Consider the following 22,819-nt stretch of genomic DNA (forward strand, 5'->3'; position numbering starts at 1 on the left):
AGAAAATTTTTCCTTTTAATCCATAAAATGAAATCGATGATAAAGTAAGCAATAGAGACTAGCATAACAATTATGATAATAGTTTCTATTCCTTGCAATTCTTTACTTTTAATTTCTGGCACTCTTATAAATATATATGCTAGAAATAACATGATCAAGACAACTATTGATATGTACGACTTGACCCTGGATAATTGAATATTTACTGACATACTCTCGTATTGGTCAAGCGTCAATTTTTCATGTGGGTTATCTATAATCTTTTCTAACTTTTTCATTGTATTGATAATTTTATTACTCATCTTAATATCTTTTTTAGTTATCAGGAATGTAGTAGCTTTACCACCACCCTATAAAGCATCGCTATATCCATCTAATTCTTTTTTCAACTGAACGAATTGTTTAGTTTTCGAATAAGCAGTGTATAACTGCTTTATAAGACCGAGTTTCCTGCTATTAGTGAGCAATCACCCGGTATACCTTTCACTTCTTTTGAAACCATAGTATCTACAGGTGCAATCATATCCAATAAATTTGCATCATCCAAATCATGTTTAGCTTGAAAATCTTTGAAGTCACCCAAAGTAATTTTGATATGCTTATTCAAATCTTTACCATTAACTTCATTATTTGCAATAGCTAGTGTTTCTGTAATATCTTCAATGTTTTTACAGTAGAATCCATTTTATTTAATGAATTGAAATATTAAATGAGATACTAAAAAAAATTTCATAAAAAAGACTCATGATTGATACTCTTATATAAGATGTTATTAACCAATAAAAATAAATATTAGAGCCAATATGAGCTAAAACAATCATAAATTAACTACTCATGCAAGTATAAAGTATTATTAGAAAAGAAAATTATTCTTTTAGAGTTTTTACGAATCAGTTAAACCGTTTGCTTTCAACTATTTATCATAAAATCAAAAGAAATATCATAATTATATTGTTTAAAAAGCTTAAATAAATTATGGAACTCGTAAAAAGAATTATGTTCACTTTTCTAAATTAACTAATTTGAAATAAGCGGATAAGGTATTAACTTCTATTTAATTTTTTCAATGCCACCAACTGAGTTTGACATAAAAATAAAACAACCAGCGAATCACAAACGATTCGTTGGTTGTTAATCATATTATAGTTGATTTAGTATTAACCAATTGAGCCTTCCATTTCAAACTTAATTAAACGGTTCATTTCTACTGCGTATTCCATTGGTAATTCTTTAGTGAACGGTTCAATGAATCCCATAACAATCATTTCTGTCGCTTCTTCCTCAGAAATACCACGACTCATAAGATAGAATAATTGCTCTTCTGATACTTTAGAAACTTTAGCTTCATGTTCTAGAGAAATATTGTCATTGAACACTTCATTATAAGGGATAGTATCTGAAGTTGATTCATTATCTAAAATTAATGTATCACATTCGATGTTTGAACGTGCACCCTTAGCTTTACGTCCAAAATGAACGATACCACGATAAATGACTTTACCGCCATTTTTGGAGATAGATTTAGAAACAATAGTTGAAGATGTATTAGGTGCTTTATGAATCATTTTAGCACCAGCATCTTGAACTTGGCCTTTACCAGCAAATGCAATGGATAGCGTGCTACCTTTAGCACCCTCACCTAAAAGTACACAGTTAGGATATTTCATCGTCAACTTAGAACCTAAGTTTCCATCTACCCATTCCATATTACCATTCTCATGTACAAAGGTACGTTTAGTTACTAAATTATATACGTTGTTGGCCCAGTTTTGGATAGTAGTATATCTTACATGTGCATCTTTGTGTACAATAATTTCAACAACTGCCGAATGTAGTGAACTTGTGGAGTATACAGGTGCAGTACAACCTTCTACATAGTTTACTGATGCACCTTCATCAGCAATAATTAATGTACGTTCGAATTGTCCCATATTCTCAGAGTTAATACGGAAATATGCTTGTAGTGGTGTATCTAATTTAACATTCTTAGGAACATAAATGAATGAACCACCAGACCATACTGCTGAATTTAATGCAGCAAATTTATTATCTGCAGCAGGTACTACAGACGCAAAATATTCTCTGAATAACTCTTCATTTTCACGTAATGCACTATCAGTATCTTTGAAAATAATACCCTTTTCTTCCAATTCTTTCTCCATATTATGATAAACAACTTCTGATTCATATTGAGCAGAAACTCCAGCTAAGTATTTCTGCTCAGCTTCTGGAATACCTAATTTATCAAAAGTACGTTTGATTTCTTCAGGCACTTCATCCCATGAACGTTCAGTATGTTCAGAAGGTTTAACATAATACGTAATATCATCAAAATCTAATTCAGATAAATCTCCACCCCATTGTGGCATTGGCATTTTATAGAATAATTTCAATGCTTTCAAACGGAAATCTAACATCCATTGTGGCTCTTCTTTCATTTTAGAGATTTCTGTTACTATATTTTCCGTTAAACCACGCTCTGATCTAAAAATGGAAATATCTTCGTCATGGAATCCGTATTTATAATCCCCAACATCAGGTGCTTGTTTTGCCATTTTAATCACTCCTTGATTTTATAATTAATAAACGGCATGCGTATAAAAAATTTATTTATATTTATGTTTACTCTATTTTGTTATGCTCTATCATTATGATTTAAACTTTTATGATGTAATACAATCACTGAATTAAACATATGAGGATGTTGATTCAGTATAACAATATATTTACATCATCAAAAGGTATTATAATGTATTAGTTTTAATCTTCTTCAGTTGTACCTTCTGATTTACCTTCTTTTTCGACTGTCCCTTTTTCTAATGCTTTCCATGCAAGCGTTGCACATTTAATTCGAGCTGGGAATTGTGAGACACCTTGAAGTGCCTCAATATCTCCCATTTCTTCAGTAATCTCGTAGTCTTCACCGAGCATCATTTTAGTAAATTCTTGGCTCATTTGCATTGCTTCACCAAGTGAATGACCTTTAACTGCTTCAGTCATCATAGATGCACTAGACATTGAAATTGAACATCCTTCACCTTCAAACTTAGCATCGTTAATGATTCCGTCTTCAATATCAAATGTCAAACGTATGCGATCACCACATGTAGGATTATTCATATCAACAGTCATTGAGCCATTGTCTAAGACACCTTTGTTTCTAGGGTTTTTGTAATGATCCATAATTACAGATCGATATAATTGATCCAAATTATTAAAATTCATAAGAGAAAAACTCCTTCGTTTGTTTCAATGCTTGAACTAATTGATCTACATCTTCTTTCGTATTATAAACGTAAAAACTTGCACGTGCTGTTGAAGAGACACCCAACCATTTCATCAAAGGTTGCGCACAATGATGGCCTGCACGAACTGCAACACCTTCTGTATCAACGGCTGTAGCTACATCATGTGGATGTATATCTTCTAAATTAAAAGTAATGACCCCTGCACGTCTATCTTTTGGTGGACCGTAAATTTCAAGACCATCTATACTTAACATTTGTTCATATGCATATTCTGTCAATTCTTTTTCATGTTGATGAATCGCATTAAAACTTAAATTCTCAATATAACGTATAGCTTCTGCTAGACCTATTGCTTGAGCAATAAGTGGTGTACCAGCCTCAAATTTAGTTGGTAGGTCAGCCCACGTGGCGTCATATTTACTTACGAAGTCTATCATATCTCCACCAAATTCAACGGGTTCCATATTTTGTAATAATTCTCTTTTTCCATATAAGACTCCAATGCCAGTAGGACCTAACATTTTATGTCCACTAAAACTATAAAAATCAGCATCAATATCTTGCATATCTAAAGCCATGTGTGGAGCTGATTGCGCACCATCCACACTTATAACTGCACCATGTTCGTGTGCAATTTTAGCGATAGTTTTAACATCATTAATTGTTCCTAAAACGTTGGAAACGTGAGCGATAGCAACAATTTTAGTTTTATCATTGATGGTTGCTTTTATATCATCTAATTGCAATTCACCATCTTTTGTCATAGGAATAAATTTTAGTGTTGCATTCTTACGTTTAGCTAATTGTTGCCATGGAACAATATTAGCATGATGTTCCATTTCTGTTACAACAATTTCGTCACCCTCACTAATATGAGCATCACCATAACTATGTGCTACGATATTTATTGATGCAGTTGTTCCTCGAGTGAAAATAATTTCTTCAAAGTACTTCGCATTGATAAAACGTCTTACTGTTTCTCTCGCATTTTCATAGCCATCTGTAGCTAATGACCCCAATGTGTGTACACCACGATGAACATTAGAATTATAACGCTTGTAATAATCATCTAGTACATTTAAAACTTGTACAGGTGTTTGACTAGTCGCAGTTGAATCAAGGTATGCTAAACGTTTATTATTTACCTTTTGCTCAAGTATCGGAAAGTCTTTAATGACTGCCTTAACATCAAGAGAATGTTCGGCCATTATAGTCACGACCTTTCTATATATGAGTTTCCCCTCTAGGAGGTATCAATTGAATTAATCTTTGACTTTATTTTGAAACTTTACGCTCAATTACTTCTCTTAGTTGACGTTTTACATCGTCAATCGGTAATTCACGTACTACTGGGTCTAAGAAACCATGTATAACTAAACGCTCTGCTTCAGCTCTTGAAATACCACGGCTCATTAAATAGTATAATTGCTCAGGATCGACACGACCAACTGAAGCTGCATGTCCTGCTTCAACATCATCTTCGTCTATTAAAAGAATAGGATTAGCATCACCACGTGCATTTTCAGATAACATCAAAACACGTGACTCTTGGTTCGCAATAGATTTTGTACCACCATGTTTAATGTAGCCAATTCCATTAAATACAGAAGATGCATTTTCTTTCATAACACCATGTTTCAATATATACCCGTCTGTTTCTTTACCGTATTGAACAATTTTGGAAGTTAAATTTATTTTTTGATCACCTGTACCAACAACAACTGATTTCAATGCACTTGTTGAACGATCACCGTTAAGATTTGTAGTATTATCTATAATTTGGCTACCTTCATTCATCAATCCTAATGCCCAATTGATAGAAGCATCTGCATCTGCAGAACCACGACGAATGATATGACCTGTAAATCCTTTATCTAAATAATCAACTGAACCATATGTGACGTTAGAGTTTGCGCCAGCGATAACCTCTGACACAATATTAAGTTGGTTATCTTCACCACTAGTAGTAGAAAGATAGTTCTCTACATAGGTAACCTCTGCACTTTCTTCTGTAACAATGATGACGTGATTGTAAAAGCTCGCTTGTTCATCATCATGTAAAACAACATACTGTATCGGATGTTCTACAACAGTATTTTTAGGTACATAAACAAAAATACCACCGTTCACTAATGCAGTATGTAATGCTGTTAAACGATGTTCATCAACATTTACTGCTTTAGTCATAAAGTACTTTTGAACTAAATCACTATGATTGACTAGTGCTTCAGATAGACCTTCAATAATCACACCATCATTTTTAGCTTGATCTGATACCTGTGTATATGCCAAATCATTATTATGTTGAATGATTAAATTTTCTGAGTTTTCAACATCAATGATTTCTTTAACAGATTTTGGTAAATCAGTTAATTGATGGTATGAATCTCCTGTTGTATGGTGTTGTTTAAACGTATCAAAATCCCATTTTCTTAATTTCGTTTTATCAGGTTTTGGCATTTCTAAAGTTTCTGTTAATTTCAACGCTTTTTTACGTAACTCTGTCATCCAAGAAGGTTCATTGTGCGCTTTAGAATAATCAACAAGTTGTTCTTCAGAAATGTTCAAAGTTTTAGTTGTCATCACTTTTTCCTCCTACTTGATGAAATAAATTTTACTTCGAATGTTCAGTTTCATCATTTTATGTGAACATCTCAATGCTAATTTTGGAATATGACTATTCAGCAGCACCAAATTCTTCTTTAACCCATTCATAGCCTTCTTCTTCAAGACGTTTAGCTAATTCTGGGCCTCCAGATTTCACAACTTTACCACCATACATCACATGTACTTGATCTGGTGTAATATAATTTAAAAGTCGTTGATAGTGCGTAATCATTAATGCACCAAACTCTTCACCACGCATTTGATTAATACCTTTAGAAACCACTTTTAAAGCATCGATATCCAAACCAGAGTCAATTTCATCTAAAATAGCGAATTTCGGTTCTAACATCATTAATTGTAAAATCTCATTTCGTTTTTTCTCTCCACCAGAGAAACCTTCATTTAAATAACGTTGAGCCATATCTTTATCGATATCTAAAAAGTCCATTTGTTTATCCAATTTCTTGATGAACTGCATTAAATTAATTTCTTGTCCCTCTTCACGTTTCGCATTGATTGCTGAGCGCATAAAATCTGCGTTTGTTACCCCTGTAATTTCTGATGGGTATTGCATAGCTAAAAATAAACCTGCTTTAGCTCTCTCATCAACGTCTAACTCTAAAATATTAACGCCATCTAATAATACTTCACCTTGTGTAACTTCATAACTTGGATGTCCCATAATTGCTGACGATAATGTTGATTTACCAGTACCATTAGGTCCCATAATTGCGTGTATTTCACCAGTATTAATTGTTAAGTTAACACCTTTTAAAATTTCTTTATCCTCGATAGACACATGTAGGTCCTTAATCTCTAATGTTGATGACATTTATATTCCCTCCGTAAAATATAAAGTTTTCTTAACTAGTTTATAATAATTTTAATCTATAGTCAAAAAGACTCATTGAATTTCAATCCACTTCATTATAACGTACTTAGTCGCTAATATAAACTTTTTAAAACACTTATTTAGATTTATTATTTAACAATAATTATTTTTATGTAATCGTTCTGAAATTTTTTAAATGATAATGGCAAGCTCACTTTCTCAATAGCCAATCTTTAGACAAAAAGAAAAATATCCCAAGAAGTTCAAATAATGTGATATTATGCACTTTAACCTTTAAAATTTTCTTGAAAGGAGTTTATTATGAAAAAATTCAAATGGATAAATATATTTAAAGGTTTTGGTATGGGCACAAGTGATCTCGTCCCAGGTGTAAGTGGAGGGACTATCGCTTTATTACTTGGAATTTATGAAGACTTTATTAGCTCAATTAGTGGTTTGTTTTCAAGACGATTTTGGCCTAGCTTAAAATTTTTACTACCTATTTTAATAGGAATGCTAATAGCTATAGGACTATTAAGTCAATTATTTAATTATTTGCTTAGTCAACATCATATTCCTACTATGTTATTTTTTACAGGTTTGATTCTCGGTATCATCCCTTATTTATTAACCGTCTCTAATTTCAAAAAAAATTTCAGTATAATACATTATTCTATTCTATTATTAGGTATTGCTATTATAGTCGTTTTCGCATTGCTTAATAATGGGGACAAGCATACAGGTGAAACACTTACTTTATCTTTCAGTCTTATCATTAAATATTTTATCGCAGGTGTTTTCGCTTCAAGTGCTATGTTATTACCGGGCATTTCTGGATCATTTATGTTACTTGTCTTCGGAGTATATGGGACGCTAATGTATGCCATCTCTGAACTACTTCATTTTAATTTAAATGCATTACCTATCATATTAATAGTAGGTTTCGGTATTGTCACTGGATTTATGATTTCAAGTCGATTAATTCAATATTGTCTACATCAACACCCTACAATGACCTTTGCTTTGATAATAGGCTTTGTGATTGGATCGTTGTATGCAGTTTTCCCTGGATTCCCGAAAGACTTAATCCAATGGATCATATCATTTTTCCTATTGGTCACTGGCTTCTTAGTAAGCTATGTTCTTGGTAAAATTACAGCAAAAAATGAAGCATCATTTTGATATATACACAAACAAGCCCTCATATACCTTAGAGTACATGAGGGCTAAATTATAAGGACTATTATTAGTCACCTTTATTACCTTTAAATTTATCAATAACGTCATTTGCTTTTTCTTTAACGTTTTCTACAGCTTCTTTTGCTTTACCAGAAGCTTTGTCACCTTTACCATCTTTTTCTAATTCTTTATTATCAGTAGCATTACCTACTGTTTCTTTAATATTACCTTTAGCTTGTTCAAATTTATCTTCAGCCATTTAAAATTCCTCCTTATGCTTAACTTATTAATATTGTTACCCTCTTATTTATGAGCTAAACATCTTTTATGAATTTTTTTCACATACAGATGATTTTACGAAAGAAACTATAAATTTACAGTAGATTATAGTATATTGAATATAAAATAATTATAAGTTGGGTTGGTATATTTTATGAAATTTATTACTATTAAAGCGATTACTGAAAAAGGGTTAGATAAAAAAAGTAAATCAATTTTTAAAATCACATCCACAAATTGAAATTATCAAATTTGATTACCAAATGGGATATAGCGGTGTAAGTGTTGGTATTTTATACCGTGATAATATTTAAATAATTATAGATATGTTGTGCGTATAAAGACCATTGGCTTTACCTCTTACAAAGCTTCCTATTCTAAAAATATGGCTAGTGAATAATAGTCATTGTTAGATAACTATAATCACAGAAAAATGTTTATGGAAGTTAAAATGTCTAACAAAAGTGAGTTAAAAATTAAAGGTTCAATAGCAAAAAACACGTAAATGATTTTATATTAAATCATCTACGTGTTTTTGTATAATCATGTGACAAACGATTAAATATTATTAATTGTTTGCTATTTACTTAGCAGGTACGACAGCTCCATCATACTTATCTTTAATATAATCTTGAATTTCTTTAGATTGTAGCACTTCCATTAATACTTTGATATTTTCATCATTTTTATGACCTTTTTTAACTGCAATTAAATTTGCATATGGGTTATCTTTAGGAGATTCTAAAGCAATCGAATCTTTTTTAGGACTTAATTTTTGGTCAATCGCATAGTTAGAATTAATGATTACTGCGTCAGCGTCTTGATTTTGATAGATTTTTGGTAAATATTCTGCTGATTGTTTGTTGTTAAATTTAATATCTTTTTTGTTTTCAGTTATGTCATCAAATTTAGCATTTTCAATTTTAACGCCTTTTTTAAGTTTAATAAGACCTTCATCTACAAAGAATTTTAAGAAACGACCTTGTTCAGCTGGGTTATTTGATACATATACTGTTGCACCTTTAGGTAGATCTTTTAAGCTTTTATATTTTTTTGAGTATACAGCCATAGGTTCTAATTCAACATTCCCAGCCGATTCAATTTTATACCCTTTTTCTTTACTTTCAGTATTTAAATATGGTGTATGTTGGAAGAAGTTCGCATCGATTTCACCTTTGTCTAATAATTTATTAGGCGTTGTGTAATCGTTAATTGGTTTGATTTTTAAATCATAACCTTTTTTCTTCAATAATGGTTTTGCTTTTTCTAAAATTTCAGCGTGTGGTGCTGGAGATGCACCTACTGTGATAGTTTTTTCCTTATCTTTACCTCCACCACATGCAGCTAAGGCAATCGTTAAAGCCAATACTAAAATAATTCCGAATAATTTTTTCATAGAATATAATCCCCTTTTCTTTAGCGTTTATCGATTTTATTTGTAAGCCAATCCCCTAGGAACTGGATTATAAATACAATAATTAAAATAAATACTGTTGAAACTAAAATGACATCATTTTGATTTCGAGTAAATCCTGTTAAATATGCTAAATTACCTAAACCACCTGCGCCAATAACACCTGCAATAGCTGTAGAACCTACCAAAGCAATTGCAGTAACGGTAATACCTGAGACTAATGCAGGCATTGCTTCAGGAAGTAGTACTTTTCTCACAACTATCCAAGTGTTCGCTCCCATTGACCAAGCAGCTTCTATAACACCTTTATCAATTTCTTTAAAAGCAATCTCGACCAATCTAGCGTAGAATGGCGCTGCACCAATAATAAGTGCTGGTAATGCACCAGTTGGACCACTGATTGTTCCGAGAAGTACACTTGTAAATGGAATTAACAGTAAAATTAATATGATAAATGGAATTGCTCTAAATAAATTAACAATGAATGACACAATCGTGTAGAAAATCTTAGCAGCCAATGAGTTACTTTTCGCAGATAAAAAGAGTAATACCCCTAATATAAGTCCAAAGACAAATGCAAAAAGTGTCGAAACAACAGTCATATATAGAGTTTCTAAAATTGCTTGCCAAACCTCTGGCCACTGAACATTCGGCATTGTCACCATTTCATGAAATATTTCACCGTAAGATTTACCCATGTCTTAGCACCTCCACATTAACGTGTTGTTCGTGAAGATTATGTTTAAATTGCTTGAAATGTTCCTCACTTATATGTGGTATGTGAATAACTAAAAATCCAAGCGAACCGTTTTTAGTATTCTTAATATCCGCTTCAAGAATATTCACATCTATGTTATGTGTCTTCGTCATATAAGATATGATAGGCTCAGTCGTATTATCACCAGTAAAGTTTAACCTCACAATATATGCATCATGATCTAATGGCTCCAAATACTCTAAAGAATCTTCAAAATCATCGTTTAAATCATCTTTCACAAAACGTTTCGTTACTTCATGTTGTGGATTCTCAAATACTTTACTTACCGCTCCTTGTTCAATAACTTTACCGTTTTCCATTACAGCAACTTCATCACAAATTCTTCGTATAACATGCATTTCATGTGTTATAAGTACAATAGTTAGATTTTGTTGTTCCCTTACCTTCAATAATAAATCTAGAATTTCATCTGTAGTTTGTGGATCTAATGCACTTGTCGCCTCATCACATAACAATACATCTGGATCATTAGCTAATGCTCTCGCAATACCCACTCTTTGTTTTTGTCCGCCTGATAATTCAGACGGATACGCACTTTCTCGACCTTTTAGACCGACAAGTTCAATAAGTTCCAATGCTTTTTGTTTAGCTCGACCACTTGGAACGCCAGCAATTTCTAATGGAAATGTTACATTTTTCAATACATTTCTTGACCATAGCAAGTTAAAATGTTGAAAAATCATACTCACCTTTTGTCGTTTTTTTCGTAACTGTGATTTAGATAATTGACTTATATTGTCTCCATCTATAATGATTTCACCTGACGTTGGAGATTCTAAGTTGTTAAACATTCTTATGAGCGTACTTTTACCAGCTCCTGAGAAACCAATCACACCAAAAATAGAGCCGGATTCAATGTTTAAATCAACGTGATCAACAGCAAGAACATCTTTGTCCTTGGTATGATAGCGTTTAACAATTTGGTTTAGCTTAATCACGTTAATAGCCTCCTTATGTTGCTTAGTAATCAAATTAAAAATGCTTTCTCAATTTTTAGAAAATTTGAGAAAGCATTTGTTGAAATGTTCTTTCTCTCATCTTCTAAAGTTATACTTTATGTGAATTGGCACCATTTCTATTTTAGACGGTTGCCGGGCTTCTTAGGGCACATCCCTCCACCTCTCTCGATAAGAGTTAAAGCATTATTTAATTTGTATTAATCCTACCATCGTACTAATGTTTCGTCAATAATTATTTTAAATTTTCTAACAAATAAGTAACTGACTGAAATGCATAGATTCTTTTTATCTCTTCATCTCTACGCATAAGCAGCAATACAGGAACAGACATAATTTGTTTCTCTTTACTCCATTCAGGATGAAAATTAAGATCTATTTTTTTTATTGGCAATTGTAAGATTTCATTAGAAATATCCAACATCCTTTCAGAAATCTTACATGTTCCACACATTGGTGTATAACCAAATATGAGATGTTTATCTTTATTAAAATTAACAGTTATGTCTTCAATATCCTTCAATTTATTCATTTACTAAAACTAGCCTTTCAGTTTTTAAATTATTCATAAGTTTCTTTTCTTTTTTTACATTAAAACCATATCTACTTAATACATGTGCTAAATAATTTTTGGGGCACTTAGCAACTTCACAAAACGTTTTATCAACATAAATATGTTCACTTTCGCTTAAATAACGTTTAAACCATTTTCTAATTTTTTCACCCTCATCATCAGAATCGGCAAGAACATAAACTTGTTTGTCATAAAGTGTTTCTATCATGTTGTCTATCTTATCTATACTCATAGTGCCATGTGTACAAATGATGTTTACAGGTTCAGCGATCACTTGTTGTACTCTCTTCTTATCCGATTTACCTTCGACAATAATAACCTTATTTACAATAGCCATGTCAATCCACCTTCTAAGCGTCAAAGTAACTGTCACTATCATCATTCACAAAATCCCCAAAACCTAAACATTTAGTGACACTACAATTTTCAATTGCTAGTGTCACTTATGCTTGAGCCTTGCTCAAACGTTCCTCTTTTTTACTGCAATTTTCAATTGTTAGTGTCACTCATGCATGAACCTTGGCTTACGTTTCTGATTAAAGTTATTTCTTCTAAAAAAACTCCTTGATTAAATCTAATCGAGGAGTTTGTAATCATTATTCACCAATCATTTCTGAGTATTGATCTGCTGATAATAATTCTTCTAATTGACTATCGTCACTAATTTCAATTTTAACCATCCATGCTTTTTCGTATGGTGATTCATTTACAAATTCTGGGCTATCTTCCAATTCTTCATTAACTTCAACAATTTTCCCAGAAATTGGCGCATACAACTCTGATACTGTTTTTACTGATTCAACACTACCGAATGTGTCACCTTCATTTAATTCATCTTCAGTTTCAGGTAGCTCAACAAATACGATATCACCTAATTCGTTTTGTGCGTATTCTGTAATACCAATTGTTGCTACATTATTTTCAATTTTAACCCACTCATGCTCTTTAGAATATTTAAATTCGCTCGGTACTGCCACGAAAATCCCCTCCTGATTAATTTAATTACAATTTAATGATGCCACACACATATTATTCATTCAACTATTATTACAAAGAATAAATGAATTAAAATTCGTTTTTAAATATACAAAACACCATTTTAATTTATATTTTTTTATTAATGTTCACTTTCTCTAATTTAATATCACACCTATAACCATTGGTGTTGATACTCATTTTCTTTAAATCCTAAAGTCAAATGGTTACCAGAGATAGCTAATGGACGTTTAACCAACATTCCATCTGAAGCAAGTAGTTCTAGTTTTTCATCATCAGACATATTTTTAAGTTTCTCTTTTAAATTTAATTCGCGATATTTGATACCATGTGTATTAAACAACTTATTAATATTCACACCCGTTTTATCTACGATATCTTTGAATTCTTTTTTAGTCGGTGTATGTTGAACAATATCAATAGATTCAAAATTCACATCGTGCTCATCTAAAAACTTTGCAGCTTTTTTGCACGTTGTACATTTGGGATACTGATAAAATTTAATCAATTACCTTTTACCTCCTTCTCTCTATTAACTTAAATATATCATGATATTTAATTGAACGCTTTAATTTTCAAGCTAATATTTTTGTTAATGTGCAGTCATTCGTTATAATAAGTTTACCAAATTACAAAAAGGAGTAGATAGTGATGAAAAATATTCATCAAACTGAAGAATTTAATTCTACTATTGATAGTACCGATCCAGTAATTATCAAGTTTGAAGCCGACTGGTGTCCAGATTGTAAAGCGATGGATATGTGGATAGATCCGATTGTTGAAAAATATAATAATTATCAATGGTATGTGGTCGATCGTGACGAATTAGAAGATGTAACAACTGAAAATGATGTTATGGGTATCCCAAGTATTTTAATATTCCAAAATGGTGAAAAATTAGCCCACTTGCATTCAGCAAATGCTAAATCACCTGAACAAGTTGAATCATTCTTGTCTGAACATTTAGATCAATAATATTTAACCAAAAAACCTGAGACATTATCAAACGTCTCAGGTTTTTCTTGTATTATTCGTCAGTAACTAAAGTAAATACTTCTGTTTTCAACTCTGTTACTCATTGTCACGGTGAAACGATAAACACAAATTACATCTCACCTATTTTTAATACACGCTCAATATCACGGATGATTTATTCAAATTCGGTAATAAGATTTTTATTTTTACGTTTAGCCTTAGTTGGTACTTCTTCTAAATCAGTAAGATACAAAAATCCTGCTAATATTTCATTATCTTTTACACCTAAGACTTTTCGTATTTTAGGATCAAAGATATATTGTGGCGACTTCCAACAAGTACCAATGCCCGCTTCGTATAAAAGTAACATTAAATTTTGAGCAAACGCTCCAAATGCAAAATAATTTTCACGACTTTGACGTTGTCTTGGATCATCTTTTAAAATCAACAACAACATGCCACCCAAATTTGTTACTGCATGAAAGTGATTCTCTCGCTTTTCAGGACTATCTGGAAAAGCAAATCTTGTGATATCCCTACTAAAATCACCGAGTTTATCTTTTGAAATATGAACCAATCTCCATGGTTCTCTCATACCATGATTTGGAGCGTCAGCAGCTTTATATATTGCATCGTAAACCGTTTGATCATCAACCACCATATCGTGTTTAAATTTTTTGACGCTTCTACGATTAGATATAGCTTCTTGTAATTCCAATGTATTTCGCTCCCTTTATTTTATACATGATAACCATTATCAATTATAAGATACATTGTTATTGAATTCAAACTTACAAGTTAATCCTCATAAAATGAAACCAAGGATTTTAACTTAGAGACATGTATCTGTCCCGGTGCTTGTGGTTCTTCTATGCAACCATAAGACAGCGTTCCACCAAATACGCCTTGAGCAATTCGGCTGACTTTACCCAAACTAGACATCGATATACCGACAATTCGGCATGATGTGTGCTTCGCTGTCAGTGACATGGCTTCTAATAAATGTAACACGTCCTCTTGACTTTTAGGCATAACCGCAAGCTTTAAATAATCAGGATTGAGCTTTTGCATTTTAAAGTAAATAAATTTAAGTTCATCTAAAGCCGGTGTTTCTTGAAAATTATGATGCGAAAGAACAACTTCAAGCCCTTTTTGTTGTGCACGTTGAACAAGAAGCATATATTTTTCAATATTGACGGCACTGCTCCACTCAATATCAATCATATCAAATTGTGGGCACTCGATTAATTCACCTAATATATTTAAATACTCTTGCTCATTTACAGCTCCTTTCCCCCCTTGAATTGAAGTTCTATATGTTACTAATATTTTCAAATGGAATATTTTTAATTGCTTAATCACTTCCTTTAATAATGCCTTATTAAAGGATGGCCATTGGTCAATGCGCAATTCAACGATATCTATTGATTTCTCGTTTATTTTTATATCATTGAGTAAAGTTTTAGAAAGCTTTTCTTCTGGTGCAATTGTCGCCGCGATATCTACATGGGTCATTCTATCCCTCATTTCGTACACTATAGTAATTTTATTTTATATGATTTTCTTTCATTCATACAAATATCTCTAAACTTATTATTAAAATTTCAAATGAATGATTAAGTTCACCTACTGTTGGGTATCAATAAAATACATACATTTTGAGGAGGTAATAATGATGGCAGTTCAATATGAAACTAAAGCAACTAACGTAGGTGGACGTAAAGGTCATGTCCATACTGACGATAACGCAATAAATGTAGATGTATTACCACCACAACAAGCTGACGGTAAAGCGACTAATCCAGAACAATTATTTGCTGCAGGTTACGCTTCATGCTTTAATGGTGCATTTGATTTAATTTTAAAACAAAATAAAGTGCGCGATGCTGAACCTGAAGTAACGTTAACAGTACGCTTGGAAGATGATCCAGATGCTGAAAGCCCAAAACTTAGCGTTGATATTCATGCAAAAGTTAAAAATGTTTTATCACAAGAAGATGCTGAAAAATATTTACAAGATGCGCACGACTTTTGTCCGTATTCTAAAGCTACACGTGGCAATATCGATGTAAACTTAAATGTTGAAGTAGTAGAATAATATTTTATCGATTAATTATATTCTTCACCCACAATTTGTGCTATCAAATTGTGGGTGTTTTTTATTACTTTTTAAATTTCTTATGTTATCAATCTTGCTTATTTAATTAGTATTTATAACATACTTTTCAATAATTTTTTGTAAAGATTCAAAATATACCTTTCGTTTTTTCAAAATATTGATAAAATAAAATGTGATAAATTCATTTCAAAGTTATCATTTCTCAATTGCCAAAAATATAAAATGGATTTTAAAAACGATTTTTAAATATATTGTTAATAATGTTTTTTATGGTAACAAAACGATTATTGCGTATTTTTAATAATTCTTTTATTATGTATTTAATAAGTCTTAATTTCAAAAATCATTTTTTATTTATGTTATTTCTTTTAATGGGAGGTCACCATGAACAATATCCGTTTATTGAATCAAAACGATTTGGATTCCTATATTGAATTAATGAAATTTGGTCACCATAACTATGAATGGGATCGTTACTATTTAGAAAATGTTGGCATTGATAGACTCAAAACTATCCTGTCTAATCATACTGATTATTGGAATATATTTGGTGCTTTTGAAGATGATGAACTTGTTGCAACATGTACTTTAAAACAAATGAATTATGTAGGTAAATGCCACAAAGCTATTCTTGAAAATAATTTTGTTAAAAATAATGATGAAATTGTTAACCGAGAATTAATTAATCATATTATTCAATACGCTAAAGAACATAACATTGAAACATTGATGATTGCTATTGCATCAAATAATATAAGTGCTAAAGTGTTTTTTAGTTCTATAGGTTTCGAAAATCTTGCTTTTGAAAAAAACGCTAGCAAAATTGGCGATGAATATTTTGACGAAAATTGGCTCATTTATTCAACAACTGAGTCATCAGAATAAAATACTTATATTTACCTTTTAAACATTTTCATTATTAAGTCCATACATGGAAATAGTACTTTTTGATGATGAGTTTATATGGATATTTAAAATGACTACTTCAAAAATCAGTAACTCAAAACATATATTATTTAAGTGATTCCCATATACAAAAAGTTTAAAAATTTAGCCTCCAATGAAATTACACAAATCATTTGAGGCTATGTTAATTTTTCTGTAGTTATTGAACAATTAACGTACGCATATTATTAAAACTATCTTGTAAATAAACTATTTTTTAATGGGATTAATTATATCTTTAAATATAAATTCTTCTCCATCGTATTCAAATTTTACAATGTTACAATTTCCTATTTCAAATTTACTTCCCCTATCATACCCTAATATATTTCTTACAAATAAACCAATTGTGCTACCATGACTCACTGCTAGAATCGTCTCTCCATCTGTTGTATCCATCATTTCATAGAGTGCTCGATTAACCCTTTGTTCAACTTCAGATCTTGATTCTCCTTCAAATGGTACAACAGCATCACCATACAAATATTTAGGTTGTTTAATAGCTCTTAATAACTCGATACTTTCCCCTTCAAATAATCCAAATCCCCACTCTTTAAGATCTTTTACACACCAATATTGTTGGTTTGGCACAGTGTTCTCTAACGTGTCACGTGCTCTTTGTTGTGGTGATGAATAAAGATAGTCAAAATGAATATTTTTCGTTTTAAAATATTGTTGTGCTGCATTCGCTTGTTGTACACCTAAAGCAGTCAAAGGTGAGTCACTAGCCCCTTGTATTTTACCTTTTAAGTTAAATACTGTTTGACCATGTCTCATTAGATATAATGTTTTAACCAACTGTAAACACCTCTACAATCATTATTTAATATATTCACCAAATTATACACCGATCATTTTTTATGACACTTTTATTTAATCACTGCCAAATTACAAAGTAAACCAATGATTTAAAAAGTTAGAAATCTTACAATTTAAAAGCTGATTGTTTAATAAAATTTGTTTAGGGTATAACTTAACATTAGATTTACATGTAATAAAGGAGGATTAATAATGTCTGCTCATAGTCAATGTAACTATGTCAATCCTAATTCAATTTCTTTAGATTGGGAATGTTTAATTATAAGCAAAACAGATATGCTACTTGATGGTGTACCTAAAGAATTAATTAATACTTGGTTAGATCAAAATGTTATCGAGCCGTTTTGTGTTCGTAATAATGAAATAAACTTTAAAACTAAAGATGTTTGGAATGCGCTTAAGACCCATAACTGGTATTATTCAAATTAATTGATATAAACTAATTGCACGATTTGTACTTTCGATTAACTGACGATCATTATAATTAAGAAGCACATAAGTTCTTATAGAATTATTGTTTTTCTCTTCCTTTGGGAAACCAGCATCATTTAAAATGTATTGTGCTAAATGGCCTAGTGGTGTATCGTCATTGATAAATCCTAAAATAAAATCATAAAAAGACATTTGATTTCAGCCCCTTTTTAAAGTGTTAAAACACTTAAGTCACCTACTTATATACTTTCACCTATTAATCATACCAAATTACTCGATTTTTTTATGTGCAAAAAGTTCTTTTTTGCACTATTTACATAAACTTTTTTGTTAATAATGATAATTTTCATTTATTATGTCTCTTGTGATGAAATTACAATTGTTAAAGGTTTAAAAACAACTATAACATTATATCGATTCATATATATTATAAAGTATTACTAAATTTTTCACCATAAGAACGTCGATAATGTGTATGTCTCAAATAAAATATTTTTTATTAAAGGTAATATATTTACCTGTATGAAATAAATGATATTATAGTATATAAATAACTTAGTTCTATCAAGCAGTATCTAATGAGGTGTAACACCCATGAAATTAAACAAAGCAAATGTATTCAACTTGATATTCACCATTTTATTTTTTACATTTAACATTCTCATAACCTATAACGCAAATATTGATTATAAGTTATGGTTAATACCTGGTTTAGCAATTTGTGGCTTTGCTCTTTTTTCAAGCTTGACCTTAGTAATTATCTATAGTGATTTATTCAGTGAAATATTATTTTTTATCAACATTATCTTAGCACTATATTATATTTATCCGATTTTTTATGAATTTGTCTAAATTTTTGATTAGGGAGGGGTATCAATGAGCTTACATTTCCAAATTTTGCTGTGGCTTTCTATCTTATTTATCATCGCAGGAACGATATTATTGGTAACAATGCTTAAAACTAAAAGAGAAGAACGAAAAGAATCTTATCTAGGTTTTACTGTAATTTTCTTAATCTTTGGTTTTGCCATCTTAATTTATACTTTTATATTCGGAATTTTATAATATGTAGAAATAGAATCACTTCTAGTGAAAAGGCATTATACTATATTATGCATCTCAAAAAGATAAACAATGTATTCTTTTTGAGATGCTTTTTAATAGCGTGATTATGATTTACTAAATTATATTTGATGTAAATCAATTATTTTTGTAACTAGCTTTATGAAACATTTAAGGAGCTTCTATAAATATATGAAATTAACATCTAAAAGCATATACTTAACATTTATATTTTTTATTTTTAGTCTCATGTTATTTACCAACCAAAGTTTTGCAAATGATAATAAAAGTTTTCAGCTAAAACCAGGTGATATTATTATTACAAAAGGTCCTGTTTTAAATGGTTTTTTTGGTCACTGTAGTTTGGCAATTGATCATGACACTGTACTTCAAATTGAAGGCCCCGGGGATAAACCATTAACGGAAGATTTTGAATCTTATCGTGACAGATATGGAAAAGGTAAAAATGAATGGATAAAAGTCTATAGATGTTCACACCCTAACGCTGGATCAAAAGCAGCTCAATGGGCAAAGAATCATTATGAGAACAGTGATAGCGAATATCTTGTTACACTCAACTTAAAAAGCAAAACATTTACATATTGCACTAAAATTATATATCAAGCATATAAATACGGGGTAGACAAAAATTCCGTAAGTGATCACGGTTTATATATTATTTCACCCTATGCGCTAACAGATAATTTTACAGATGAATATAAATTAAAATTAGTAAAAACATATTAAAAATCCCGATGGTAACGTGAACTTATTCCGTTTTCACATTACCATTGGGATTTATAGTCATCCTTCTTTAAAAAAGTTAATAAATTGGTCTTGCTTATCAATAAGTTCTAAATAGGAAATTGAACTAAACGGTATAATACGTGTACAATTTTTACATGGATAAATAATAACTTCGTTTTCATAATCAACATGAATATCATTCTCTAATACAATTCTCTTATTCCCAATAACAACGACAACTGCTTTGAAACTATCATCATTCAAGTATTTTTTTAATAGATTTTTATTCATCACACCATCACATCCCTTTACTATAAATTACCACATTATTGTTAAAACAATGTGAAGATTTTGAATTCTTTTATTTTATTAATTAGTATCCATTCAAAATGGGTATAGAAAATATATAGTAAAAATTTAGTATATAATAATTAAATGGAATTAAATTTATAACCTTATTAAATATTTAAGAATATTTATTGTTTATATAAAAAAGGAGTTACTATGAGAAACAAAGACAATCAGCATTCGAGATTATATTATATTATTTTGACAATCGTTATTATCGCAATTTGTGTTGTTGTTGTAATACTTTTTAATACTTTAAAGACAAACCGTTCTCATTCTACGGATAGATACGCAGATTTTACTGAATTAAAAAAAGATACGATAAAAAATAAAGATTGGCGTATTAAAACAAAACACCGTAAAAATAAGGATATTTTAGTCACTGCAATTCACGGTGGAGGTATCGAACCTGGTACGACTGAAATTGCACGACGTATTTCCAATGTTGGAAAATATAATTTTTATACCTTTGAAGGTCTTCGAAAATCTAATAACGATCAACTACATGTAACATCCACTCATTTTAACGAACCTATATTAGATAAGTTACTTAAAAACACTAAAGAAACATTATCTATACATGGATTCTCTGGAGATGACCCTATTGTTTATATCGGAGGTAAAGATAAAGAGATGTCTCACTCTATCGCAAAAGAATTGCGTAAAAAAGACTTTACTGTAAAAGAAAGTCCTAACAGAATCGATGCAAAGTCATCAGATAATATAGCTAATAAAAATGAATCTAATTCAGGTGTCCAATTAGAACTCACGACTGCATTGCGAAAACAGTTTTTCAAACATTATAAATTAGATCGACATACACGTAGTGATTCAGATAAATATACTAAAGATTTTTACAAATTTGCGAACGCAGTGCAAAAAGGTATCGAAAAGGTAAATTAAATTTTAAAATAAATATTGTAATGCTTAAAAAAATTGCACTTACTTAAAATCTAATAAGTGGAATAATATTTATTTAATATAGTCGGAGGCAGATTTTGATGGAAAACCTTACAAAAGAACAAAAATATACAATAGCTAAATTTTATAAATTATATATGGAAAGGTCTAATGCGGGGCAACCAGAAGAAGAAGCTAATCATTTTAAAGATTCTGTAACGGCACAAGATGATTATTTTTGTGATAGAAAATATGAAGATTTCATTCATAACTGTAAAGTCTTAATAAATGAAGGTTACTTAGATGGCGAGGTTGAAGATAACAAAATATATAATATTCAGGTTACAACAAAAGCTTTTACAGAAATTGAGCGTAGCTTTGGTTAAAAAATTACAAGTAAGGTGATGAATATGAAAGACTGGACAATTAACAATCACTCCAAACGACAATTGATTATTCAAAACAATCATGATGATATTTCGATTATAGAACCATTGCGAAATGGTTCTTTTAAAATACTTGCTGAATTTAATGCCTTAAATACAGATTACATTCAAATTTATGACCACACACTTGTTGTTTCTATACATGAGAAAGAGATTAGTGTGTTTGATCGATCGTCACAGTCAATTTAAAGTAAGTAACTATTTAATTTATAATTGTTTCAATTATTATTTAGAAGATTTTTAAAAAGCACATCACTTTAGAGCAATTTAGTTAGATATAAATATATTTTTGTGATAACCTATACATGTTACACTCTGTGAGTGTTTAACATTACTTCTTGTTATCGCCGTGCAGACTTTAATTTTCGTCATTATTAAAGTAACTGCATTGGCGTTTTTTTATTTCAAAAAGGTTTTTACTACAAATATAATAGAATTAACATTTAAAATATAGTAATCGTTATAAAACAACTACACTTTTCATTGCTATCTTTTATTTAATTTTATGATCTTATGGTATACATCAATCATCATCATAGATAAACTTGCTCTAAAACAAAACCAAAAAAAGTATATTAATAAGTATAAATCAACAATAAAAAAAGAATTACACACAAGAAATTCTATAAAATGCAACGTGGAAAGCTATATAGAGAATTTTAATAGAGATGTTTTATAGACATAACAAATTGATATTCGAACTACCAGTTGAAGATCTGACTAAAGGACTGAATATTAATTTAATTATCAACAAAAAAAGCCTAAGACAGTTATTTCTGTCCTAGACTTAGTAAAGATATATAATTATTACATCTTAACAACGTTTGCAGCTTGTTCTCCACGTTCTCCTTCGACAATATCGAATTCAACGCTTTGGCCTTCTTCTAAAGATTTATAACCATCCTCAACGATTGCTGAGAAATGCACGAATACATCTCCGCCATTTTCTCTTTCGATGAAACCAAACCCTTTTTCTGCATTAAACCATTTAACTGTACCGTTATTCATATAGAATACCTCCACGTGCTTTTGCACTAAATATTTGTAACAAATCCATTAATTAAAAGAGAATATTCTATAAAAATAATTCCACAATCAACTTCACGTACTTTATTACTTAATCACTACTATACGCTTATTTTTGGAAAAGTAAAGTATTTTCT

At 30.5% G+C, this 22,819-nt stretch carries 31 protein-coding genes and 1 riboswitch; of the genes, 11 read left to right on the forward strand and 20 right to left on the reverse strand.

What is annotated here, in order from left to right; all coding sequences use genetic code 11:
- Positions 1-433: 433 nt before the first annotated feature.
- The 6 genes from HMPREF2897_RS13025 to sufC form a co-directional block, all read right to left on the reverse strand.
- The gene (locus tag HMPREF2897_RS13025) at positions 434-607 is read right to left on the reverse strand and encodes a hypothetical protein (RefSeq protein WP_002475038.1); all 174 of its coding nucleotides are present in this window, start codon (positions 605-607) and stop codon (positions 434-436) included.
- Positions 608-1,157: 550 nt separating this feature from the next.
- Positions 1,158-2,555, reverse strand: a complete 1,398-nt coding sequence (sufB, locus tag HMPREF2897_RS11660) for a Fe-S cluster assembly protein SufB (protein WP_002446019.1) — start codon at positions 2,553-2,555, stop codon at positions 1,158-1,160.
- 205 nt (positions 2,556-2,760) lie between these two features.
- Positions 2,761-3,225, reverse strand: coding sequence for a Fe-S cluster assembly sulfur transfer protein SufU (sufU, locus tag HMPREF2897_RS11665; RefSeq protein ID WP_001831954.1), 465 nt, complete (start codon positions 3,223-3,225; stop codon positions 2,761-2,763).
- Positions 3,215-4,456, reverse strand: coding sequence for a cysteine desulfurase (locus HMPREF2897_RS11670; protein WP_070593318.1), 1,242 nt, complete (start codon positions 4,454-4,456; stop codon positions 3,215-3,217). The genes sufU and HMPREF2897_RS11670 overlap by 11 nt, the downstream gene beginning before the upstream one ends.
- 67 nt (positions 4,457-4,523) lie before the next feature.
- The gene (gene sufD, locus HMPREF2897_RS11675) at positions 4,524-5,831 is read right to left on the reverse strand and encodes a Fe-S cluster assembly protein SufD (protein WP_002446017.1); all 1,308 of its coding nucleotides are present in this window, start codon (positions 5,829-5,831) and stop codon (positions 4,524-4,526) included.
- A 94-nt stretch (positions 5,832-5,925) separates the two neighbouring features.
- Entirely contained in the window at positions 5,926-6,687 is a 762-nt protein-coding gene (sufC, locus tag HMPREF2897_RS11680; RefSeq protein ID WP_002446016.1) for a Fe-S cluster assembly ATPase SufC, read from the reverse strand.
- A gap of 321 nt (positions 6,688-7,008) precedes the next feature.
- Here sufC and HMPREF2897_RS11685 point away from each other — a divergent pair, with 321 nt between their 5' ends.
- On the forward strand, positions 7,009-7,869 hold the full coding sequence (locus HMPREF2897_RS11685; protein WP_070593320.1) for a polyprenyl-phosphate transporter PopT: 861 nt from the start codon (positions 7,009-7,011) through the stop codon (positions 7,867-7,869).
- 64 nt (positions 7,870-7,933) lie between these two features.
- Here HMPREF2897_RS11685 and HMPREF2897_RS11690 read toward each other — a convergent pair whose 3' ends face one another.
- From HMPREF2897_RS11690 to HMPREF2897_RS11730, 8 genes are all read right to left on the reverse strand, one after another.
- On the reverse strand, positions 7,934-8,125 hold the full coding sequence (locus HMPREF2897_RS11690) for a CsbD family protein (protein WP_001831967.1): 192 nt from the start codon (positions 8,123-8,125) through the stop codon (positions 7,934-7,936).
- A 603-nt stretch (positions 8,126-8,728) separates the two neighbouring features.
- Positions 8,729-9,541 (reverse strand): MetQ/NlpA family ABC transporter substrate-binding protein, encoded by an 813-nt coding sequence (locus HMPREF2897_RS11700; protein WP_002457213.1) that lies wholly within the window; start codon positions 9,539-9,541, stop codon positions 8,729-8,731.
- Between the two features lie 20 nt (positions 9,542-9,561).
- Positions 9,562-10,257, reverse strand: coding sequence for a methionine ABC transporter permease (locus HMPREF2897_RS11705; protein WP_002446013.1), 696 nt, complete (start codon positions 10,255-10,257; stop codon positions 9,562-9,564).
- Positions 10,250-11,275, reverse strand: a complete 1,026-nt coding sequence (locus tag HMPREF2897_RS11710) for a methionine ABC transporter ATP-binding protein (RefSeq protein ID WP_002457215.1) — start codon at positions 11,273-11,275, stop codon at positions 10,250-10,252. The genes HMPREF2897_RS11705 and HMPREF2897_RS11710 overlap by 8 nt, the downstream gene beginning before the upstream one ends.
- Before the next feature lie 93 nt (positions 11,276-11,368).
- A riboswitch (SAM riboswitch) is annotated at positions 11,369-11,471 on the reverse strand.
- A gap of 57 nt (positions 11,472-11,528) precedes the next feature.
- Positions 11,529-11,825 carry a thioredoxin family protein gene (locus HMPREF2897_RS11715; RefSeq protein WP_070593322.1) on the reverse strand — a complete coding sequence of 99 codons (297 nt, stop codon included), beginning with the start codon at positions 11,823-11,825 and terminating at the stop codon, positions 11,529-11,531.
- Positions 11,818-12,204 carry a toprim domain-containing protein gene (locus HMPREF2897_RS11720; protein WP_002457216.1) on the reverse strand — a complete coding sequence of 129 codons (387 nt, stop codon included), beginning with the start codon at positions 12,202-12,204 and terminating at the stop codon, positions 11,818-11,820. Before HMPREF2897_RS11720 ends, HMPREF2897_RS11715 begins: the two co-directional genes overlap by 8 nt.
- Before the next feature lie 259 nt (positions 12,205-12,463).
- Positions 12,464-12,844: a glycine cleavage system protein GcvH gene (gene gcvH, locus HMPREF2897_RS11725; protein ID WP_002475964.1), complete on the reverse strand. Its 381-nt coding sequence runs from the start codon at positions 12,842-12,844 to the stop codon at positions 12,464-12,466.
- A 173-nt stretch (positions 12,845-13,017) separates the two neighbouring features.
- A complete protein-coding gene (locus tag HMPREF2897_RS11730; protein ID WP_002446009.1) occupies positions 13,018-13,371 on the reverse strand; it encodes an arsenate reductase family protein in 354 nt (117 codons plus the stop codon).
- A gap of 143 nt (positions 13,372-13,514) precedes the next feature.
- Between HMPREF2897_RS11730 and HMPREF2897_RS11735 the strand changes: the two genes are divergently transcribed.
- On the forward strand, positions 13,515-13,838 hold the full coding sequence (locus tag HMPREF2897_RS11735) for a thioredoxin family protein (protein ID WP_002446008.1): 324 nt from the start codon (positions 13,515-13,517) through the stop codon (positions 13,836-13,838).
- A gap of 175 nt (positions 13,839-14,013) precedes the next feature.
- Here the strand turns inward: HMPREF2897_RS11735 and HMPREF2897_RS11740 are convergent, their stop codons facing one another.
- Complete coding sequence (locus tag HMPREF2897_RS11740; protein ID WP_002475966.1) at positions 14,014-14,556, reverse strand: nitroreductase family protein; 543 nt, start codon at positions 14,554-14,556, stop codon at positions 14,014-14,016.
- A gap of 80 nt (positions 14,557-14,636) precedes the next feature.
- Positions 14,637-15,353: a type I 3-dehydroquinate dehydratase gene (gene aroD, locus HMPREF2897_RS11745; protein ID WP_002475962.1), complete on the reverse strand. Its 717-nt coding sequence runs from the start codon at positions 15,351-15,353 to the stop codon at positions 14,637-14,639.
- Positions 15,354-15,513: 160 nt separating this feature from the next.
- Between aroD and HMPREF2897_RS11750 the strand changes: the two genes are divergently transcribed.
- Together HMPREF2897_RS11750 and HMPREF2897_RS11755 are read left to right on the forward strand one after the other, a co-directional pair.
- Positions 15,514-15,936 (forward strand): organic hydroperoxide resistance protein, encoded by a 423-nt coding sequence (locus HMPREF2897_RS11750; RefSeq protein ID WP_002457221.1) that lies wholly within the window; start codon positions 15,514-15,516, stop codon positions 15,934-15,936.
- A 405-nt stretch (positions 15,937-16,341) separates the two neighbouring features.
- Complete coding sequence (locus HMPREF2897_RS11755) at positions 16,342-16,842, forward strand: GNAT family N-acetyltransferase (RefSeq protein WP_002446003.1); 501 nt, start codon at positions 16,342-16,344, stop codon at positions 16,840-16,842.
- 270 nt (positions 16,843-17,112) lie between these two features.
- Here HMPREF2897_RS11755 and HMPREF2897_RS11760 read toward each other — a convergent pair whose 3' ends face one another.
- Entirely contained in the window at positions 17,113-17,700 is a 588-nt protein-coding gene (locus tag HMPREF2897_RS11760) for a histidine phosphatase family protein (RefSeq protein WP_002490737.1), read from the reverse strand.
- Positions 17,701-17,913: 213 nt separating this feature from the next.
- Between HMPREF2897_RS11760 and HMPREF2897_RS11765 the strand changes: the two genes are divergently transcribed.
- Positions 17,914-18,150, forward strand: coding sequence for a hypothetical protein (locus tag HMPREF2897_RS11765; RefSeq protein ID WP_002446001.1), 237 nt, complete (start codon positions 17,914-17,916; stop codon positions 18,148-18,150).
- Here the strand turns inward: HMPREF2897_RS11765 and HMPREF2897_RS11770 are convergent.
- Positions 18,142-18,345 carry a sterile alpha motif-like domain-containing protein gene (locus tag HMPREF2897_RS11770; RefSeq protein ID WP_002446000.1) on the reverse strand — a complete coding sequence of 68 codons (204 nt, stop codon included), beginning with the start codon at positions 18,343-18,345 and terminating at the stop codon, positions 18,142-18,144. The genes HMPREF2897_RS11765 and HMPREF2897_RS11770 overlap by 9 nt on opposite strands.
- A 402-nt stretch (positions 18,346-18,747) precedes the next feature.
- On the opposite strand from HMPREF2897_RS11770, the gene tsaA reads away from it, so the two are divergent.
- The 3 genes from tsaA (at position 18,748) to lnsA (ending at position 19,962) form a co-directional block, all read left to right on the forward strand.
- On the forward strand, positions 18,748-19,005 hold the full coding sequence (gene tsaA / locus HMPREF2897_RS13205; RefSeq protein WP_002445999.1) for a type II toxin-antitoxin system antitoxin TsaA: 258 nt from the start codon (positions 18,748-18,750) through the stop codon (positions 19,003-19,005).
- A gap of 24 nt (positions 19,006-19,029) precedes the next feature.
- Positions 19,030-19,218, forward strand: a complete 189-nt coding sequence (tsaT, locus tag HMPREF2897_RS11780) for a type II toxin-antitoxin system toxin TsaT (RefSeq protein ID WP_002445998.1) — start codon at positions 19,030-19,032, stop codon at positions 19,216-19,218.
- A 189-nt stretch (positions 19,219-19,407) separates the two neighbouring features.
- Positions 19,408-19,962 (forward strand): lipoprotein N-acylation protein LnsA, encoded by a 555-nt coding sequence (gene lnsA, locus HMPREF2897_RS11785; protein WP_002490730.1) that lies wholly within the window; start codon positions 19,408-19,410, stop codon positions 19,960-19,962.
- A 57-nt stretch (positions 19,963-20,019) separates the two neighbouring features.
- On the opposite strand, the gene HMPREF2897_RS11790 is transcribed toward lnsA, so the two are convergent.
- Positions 20,020-20,253, reverse strand: a complete 234-nt coding sequence (locus tag HMPREF2897_RS11790; RefSeq protein WP_002445996.1) for a hypothetical protein — start codon at positions 20,251-20,253, stop codon at positions 20,020-20,022.
- Positions 20,254-20,466: 213 nt separating this feature from the next.
- Between HMPREF2897_RS11790 and HMPREF2897_RS11795 the strand changes: the two genes are divergently transcribed.
- The 3 genes from HMPREF2897_RS11795 to HMPREF2897_RS11805 all read left to right on the forward strand — a co-directional run bounded on the left by HMPREF2897_RS11795 (position 20,467) and on the right by HMPREF2897_RS11805 (position 21,845).
- Positions 20,467-21,213, forward strand: a complete 747-nt coding sequence (locus tag HMPREF2897_RS11795) for a poly-gamma-glutamate hydrolase family protein (protein ID WP_070593324.1) — start codon at positions 20,467-20,469, stop codon at positions 21,211-21,213.
- A 98-nt stretch (positions 21,214-21,311) separates the two neighbouring features.
- The gene (locus HMPREF2897_RS11800; protein ID WP_001829635.1) at positions 21,312-21,596 is read left to right on the forward strand and encodes a hypothetical protein; all 285 of its coding nucleotides are present in this window, start codon (positions 21,312-21,314) and stop codon (positions 21,594-21,596) included.
- Positions 21,597-21,620: 24 nt separating this feature from the next.
- Positions 21,621-21,845 carry a hypothetical protein gene (locus HMPREF2897_RS11805; protein WP_002474944.1) on the forward strand — a complete coding sequence of 75 codons (225 nt, stop codon included), beginning with the start codon at positions 21,621-21,623 and terminating at the stop codon, positions 21,843-21,845.
- 618 nt (positions 21,846-22,463) lie between these two features.
- Here HMPREF2897_RS11805 and HMPREF2897_RS11810 read toward each other — a convergent pair.
- The gene (locus tag HMPREF2897_RS11810; RefSeq protein ID WP_001829681.1) at positions 22,464-22,664 is read right to left on the reverse strand and encodes a cold-shock protein; all 201 of its coding nucleotides are present in this window, start codon (positions 22,662-22,664) and stop codon (positions 22,464-22,466) included.
- Between the last annotated feature and the right edge of the window lie 155 nt (positions 22,665-22,819).

The sequence above is a fragment of the Staphylococcus sp. HMSC065D05 genome (assembly GCF_001813195.1).
In the GTDB taxonomy this organism is placed as follows: Bacteria; Bacillota; Bacilli; order Staphylococcales; family Staphylococcaceae; genus Staphylococcus; species Staphylococcus epidermidis.

Excerpts from the sequence above, each read along its gene's own strand:
- sufB (WP_002446019.1), bottom strand. The coding sequence starts at position 2,555 with ATGGCAAAACAAGCACCTGATGTTGGGGATTATAAATACGGATTCCAT.
- sufU (WP_001831954.1), bottom strand. The coding sequence starts at position 3,225 with ATGAATTTTAATAATTTGGATCAATTATATCGATCTGTAATTATGGAT.
- HMPREF2897_RS11670 (WP_070593318.1), bottom strand. The coding sequence starts at position 4,456 with ATGGCCGAACATTCTCTTGATGTTAAGGCAGTCATTAAAGACTTTCCG.
- sufD (WP_002446017.1), bottom strand. The coding sequence starts at position 5,831 with ATGACAACTAAAACTTTGAACATTTCTGAAGAACAACTTGTTGATTAT.
- sufC (WP_002446016.1), bottom strand. The coding sequence starts at position 6,687 with ATGTCATCAACATTAGAGATTAAGGACCTACATGTGTCTATCGAGGAT.
- HMPREF2897_RS11685 (WP_070593320.1), top strand. The coding sequence starts at position 7,009 with ATGAAAAAATTCAAATGGATAAATATATTTAAAGGTTTTGGTATGGGC.
- HMPREF2897_RS11690 (WP_001831967.1), bottom strand. The coding sequence starts at position 8,125 with ATGGCTGAAGATAAATTTGAACAAGCTAAAGGTAATATTAAAGAAACA.
- HMPREF2897_RS11700 (WP_002457213.1), bottom strand. The coding sequence starts at position 9,541 with ATGAAAAAATTATTCGGAATTATTTTAGTATTGGCTTTAACGATTGCC.
- HMPREF2897_RS11705 (WP_002446013.1), bottom strand. The coding sequence starts at position 10,257 with ATGGGTAAATCTTACGGTGAAATATTTCATGAAATGGTGACAATGCCG.
- HMPREF2897_RS11715 (WP_070593322.1), bottom strand. The coding sequence starts at position 11,825 with ATGAATAAATTGAAGGATATTGAAGACATAACTGTTAATTTTAATAAA.
- HMPREF2897_RS11720 (WP_002457216.1), bottom strand. The coding sequence starts at position 12,204 with ATGGCTATTGTAAATAAGGTTATTATTGTCGAAGGTAAATCGGATAAG.
- HMPREF2897_RS11735 (WP_002446008.1), top strand. The coding sequence starts at position 13,515 with ATGAAAAATATTCATCAAACTGAAGAATTTAATTCTACTATTGATAGT.
- aroD (WP_002475962.1), bottom strand. The coding sequence starts at position 15,353 with ATGACCCATGTAGATATCGCGGCGACAATTGCACCAGAAGAAAAGCTT.
- HMPREF2897_RS11750 (WP_002457221.1), top strand. The coding sequence starts at position 15,514 with ATGGCAGTTCAATATGAAACTAAAGCAACTAACGTAGGTGGACGTAAA.
- HMPREF2897_RS11755 (WP_002446003.1), top strand. The coding sequence starts at position 16,342 with ATGAACAATATCCGTTTATTGAATCAAAACGATTTGGATTCCTATATT.
- HMPREF2897_RS11765 (WP_002446001.1), top strand. The coding sequence starts at position 17,914 with ATGTCTGCTCATAGTCAATGTAACTATGTCAATCCTAATTCAATTTCT.
- HMPREF2897_RS11770 (WP_002446000.1), bottom strand. The coding sequence starts at position 18,345 with ATGTCTTTTTATGATTTTATTTTAGGATTTATCAATGACGATACACCA.
- tsaA (WP_002445999.1), top strand. The coding sequence starts at position 18,748 with ATGAAATTAAACAAAGCAAATGTATTCAACTTGATATTCACCATTTTA.
- tsaT (WP_002445998.1), top strand. The coding sequence starts at position 19,030 with ATGAGCTTACATTTCCAAATTTTGCTGTGGCTTTCTATCTTATTTATC.
- lnsA (WP_002490730.1), top strand. The coding sequence starts at position 19,408 with ATGAAATTAACATCTAAAAGCATATACTTAACATTTATATTTTTTATT.
- HMPREF2897_RS11790 (WP_002445996.1), bottom strand. The coding sequence starts at position 20,253 with ATGAATAAAAATCTATTAAAAAAATACTTGAATGATGATAGTTTCAAA.
- HMPREF2897_RS11795 (WP_070593324.1), top strand. The coding sequence starts at position 20,467 with ATGAGAAACAAAGACAATCAGCATTCGAGATTATATTATATTATTTTG.
- HMPREF2897_RS11800 (WP_001829635.1), top strand. The coding sequence starts at position 21,312 with ATGGAAAACCTTACAAAAGAACAAAAATATACAATAGCTAAATTTTAT.
- HMPREF2897_RS11805 (WP_002474944.1), top strand. The coding sequence starts at position 21,621 with ATGAAAGACTGGACAATTAACAATCACTCCAAACGACAATTGATTATT.
- HMPREF2897_RS11810 (WP_001829681.1), bottom strand. The coding sequence starts at position 22,664 with ATGAATAACGGTACAGTTAAATGGTTTAATGCAGAAAAAGGGTTTGGT.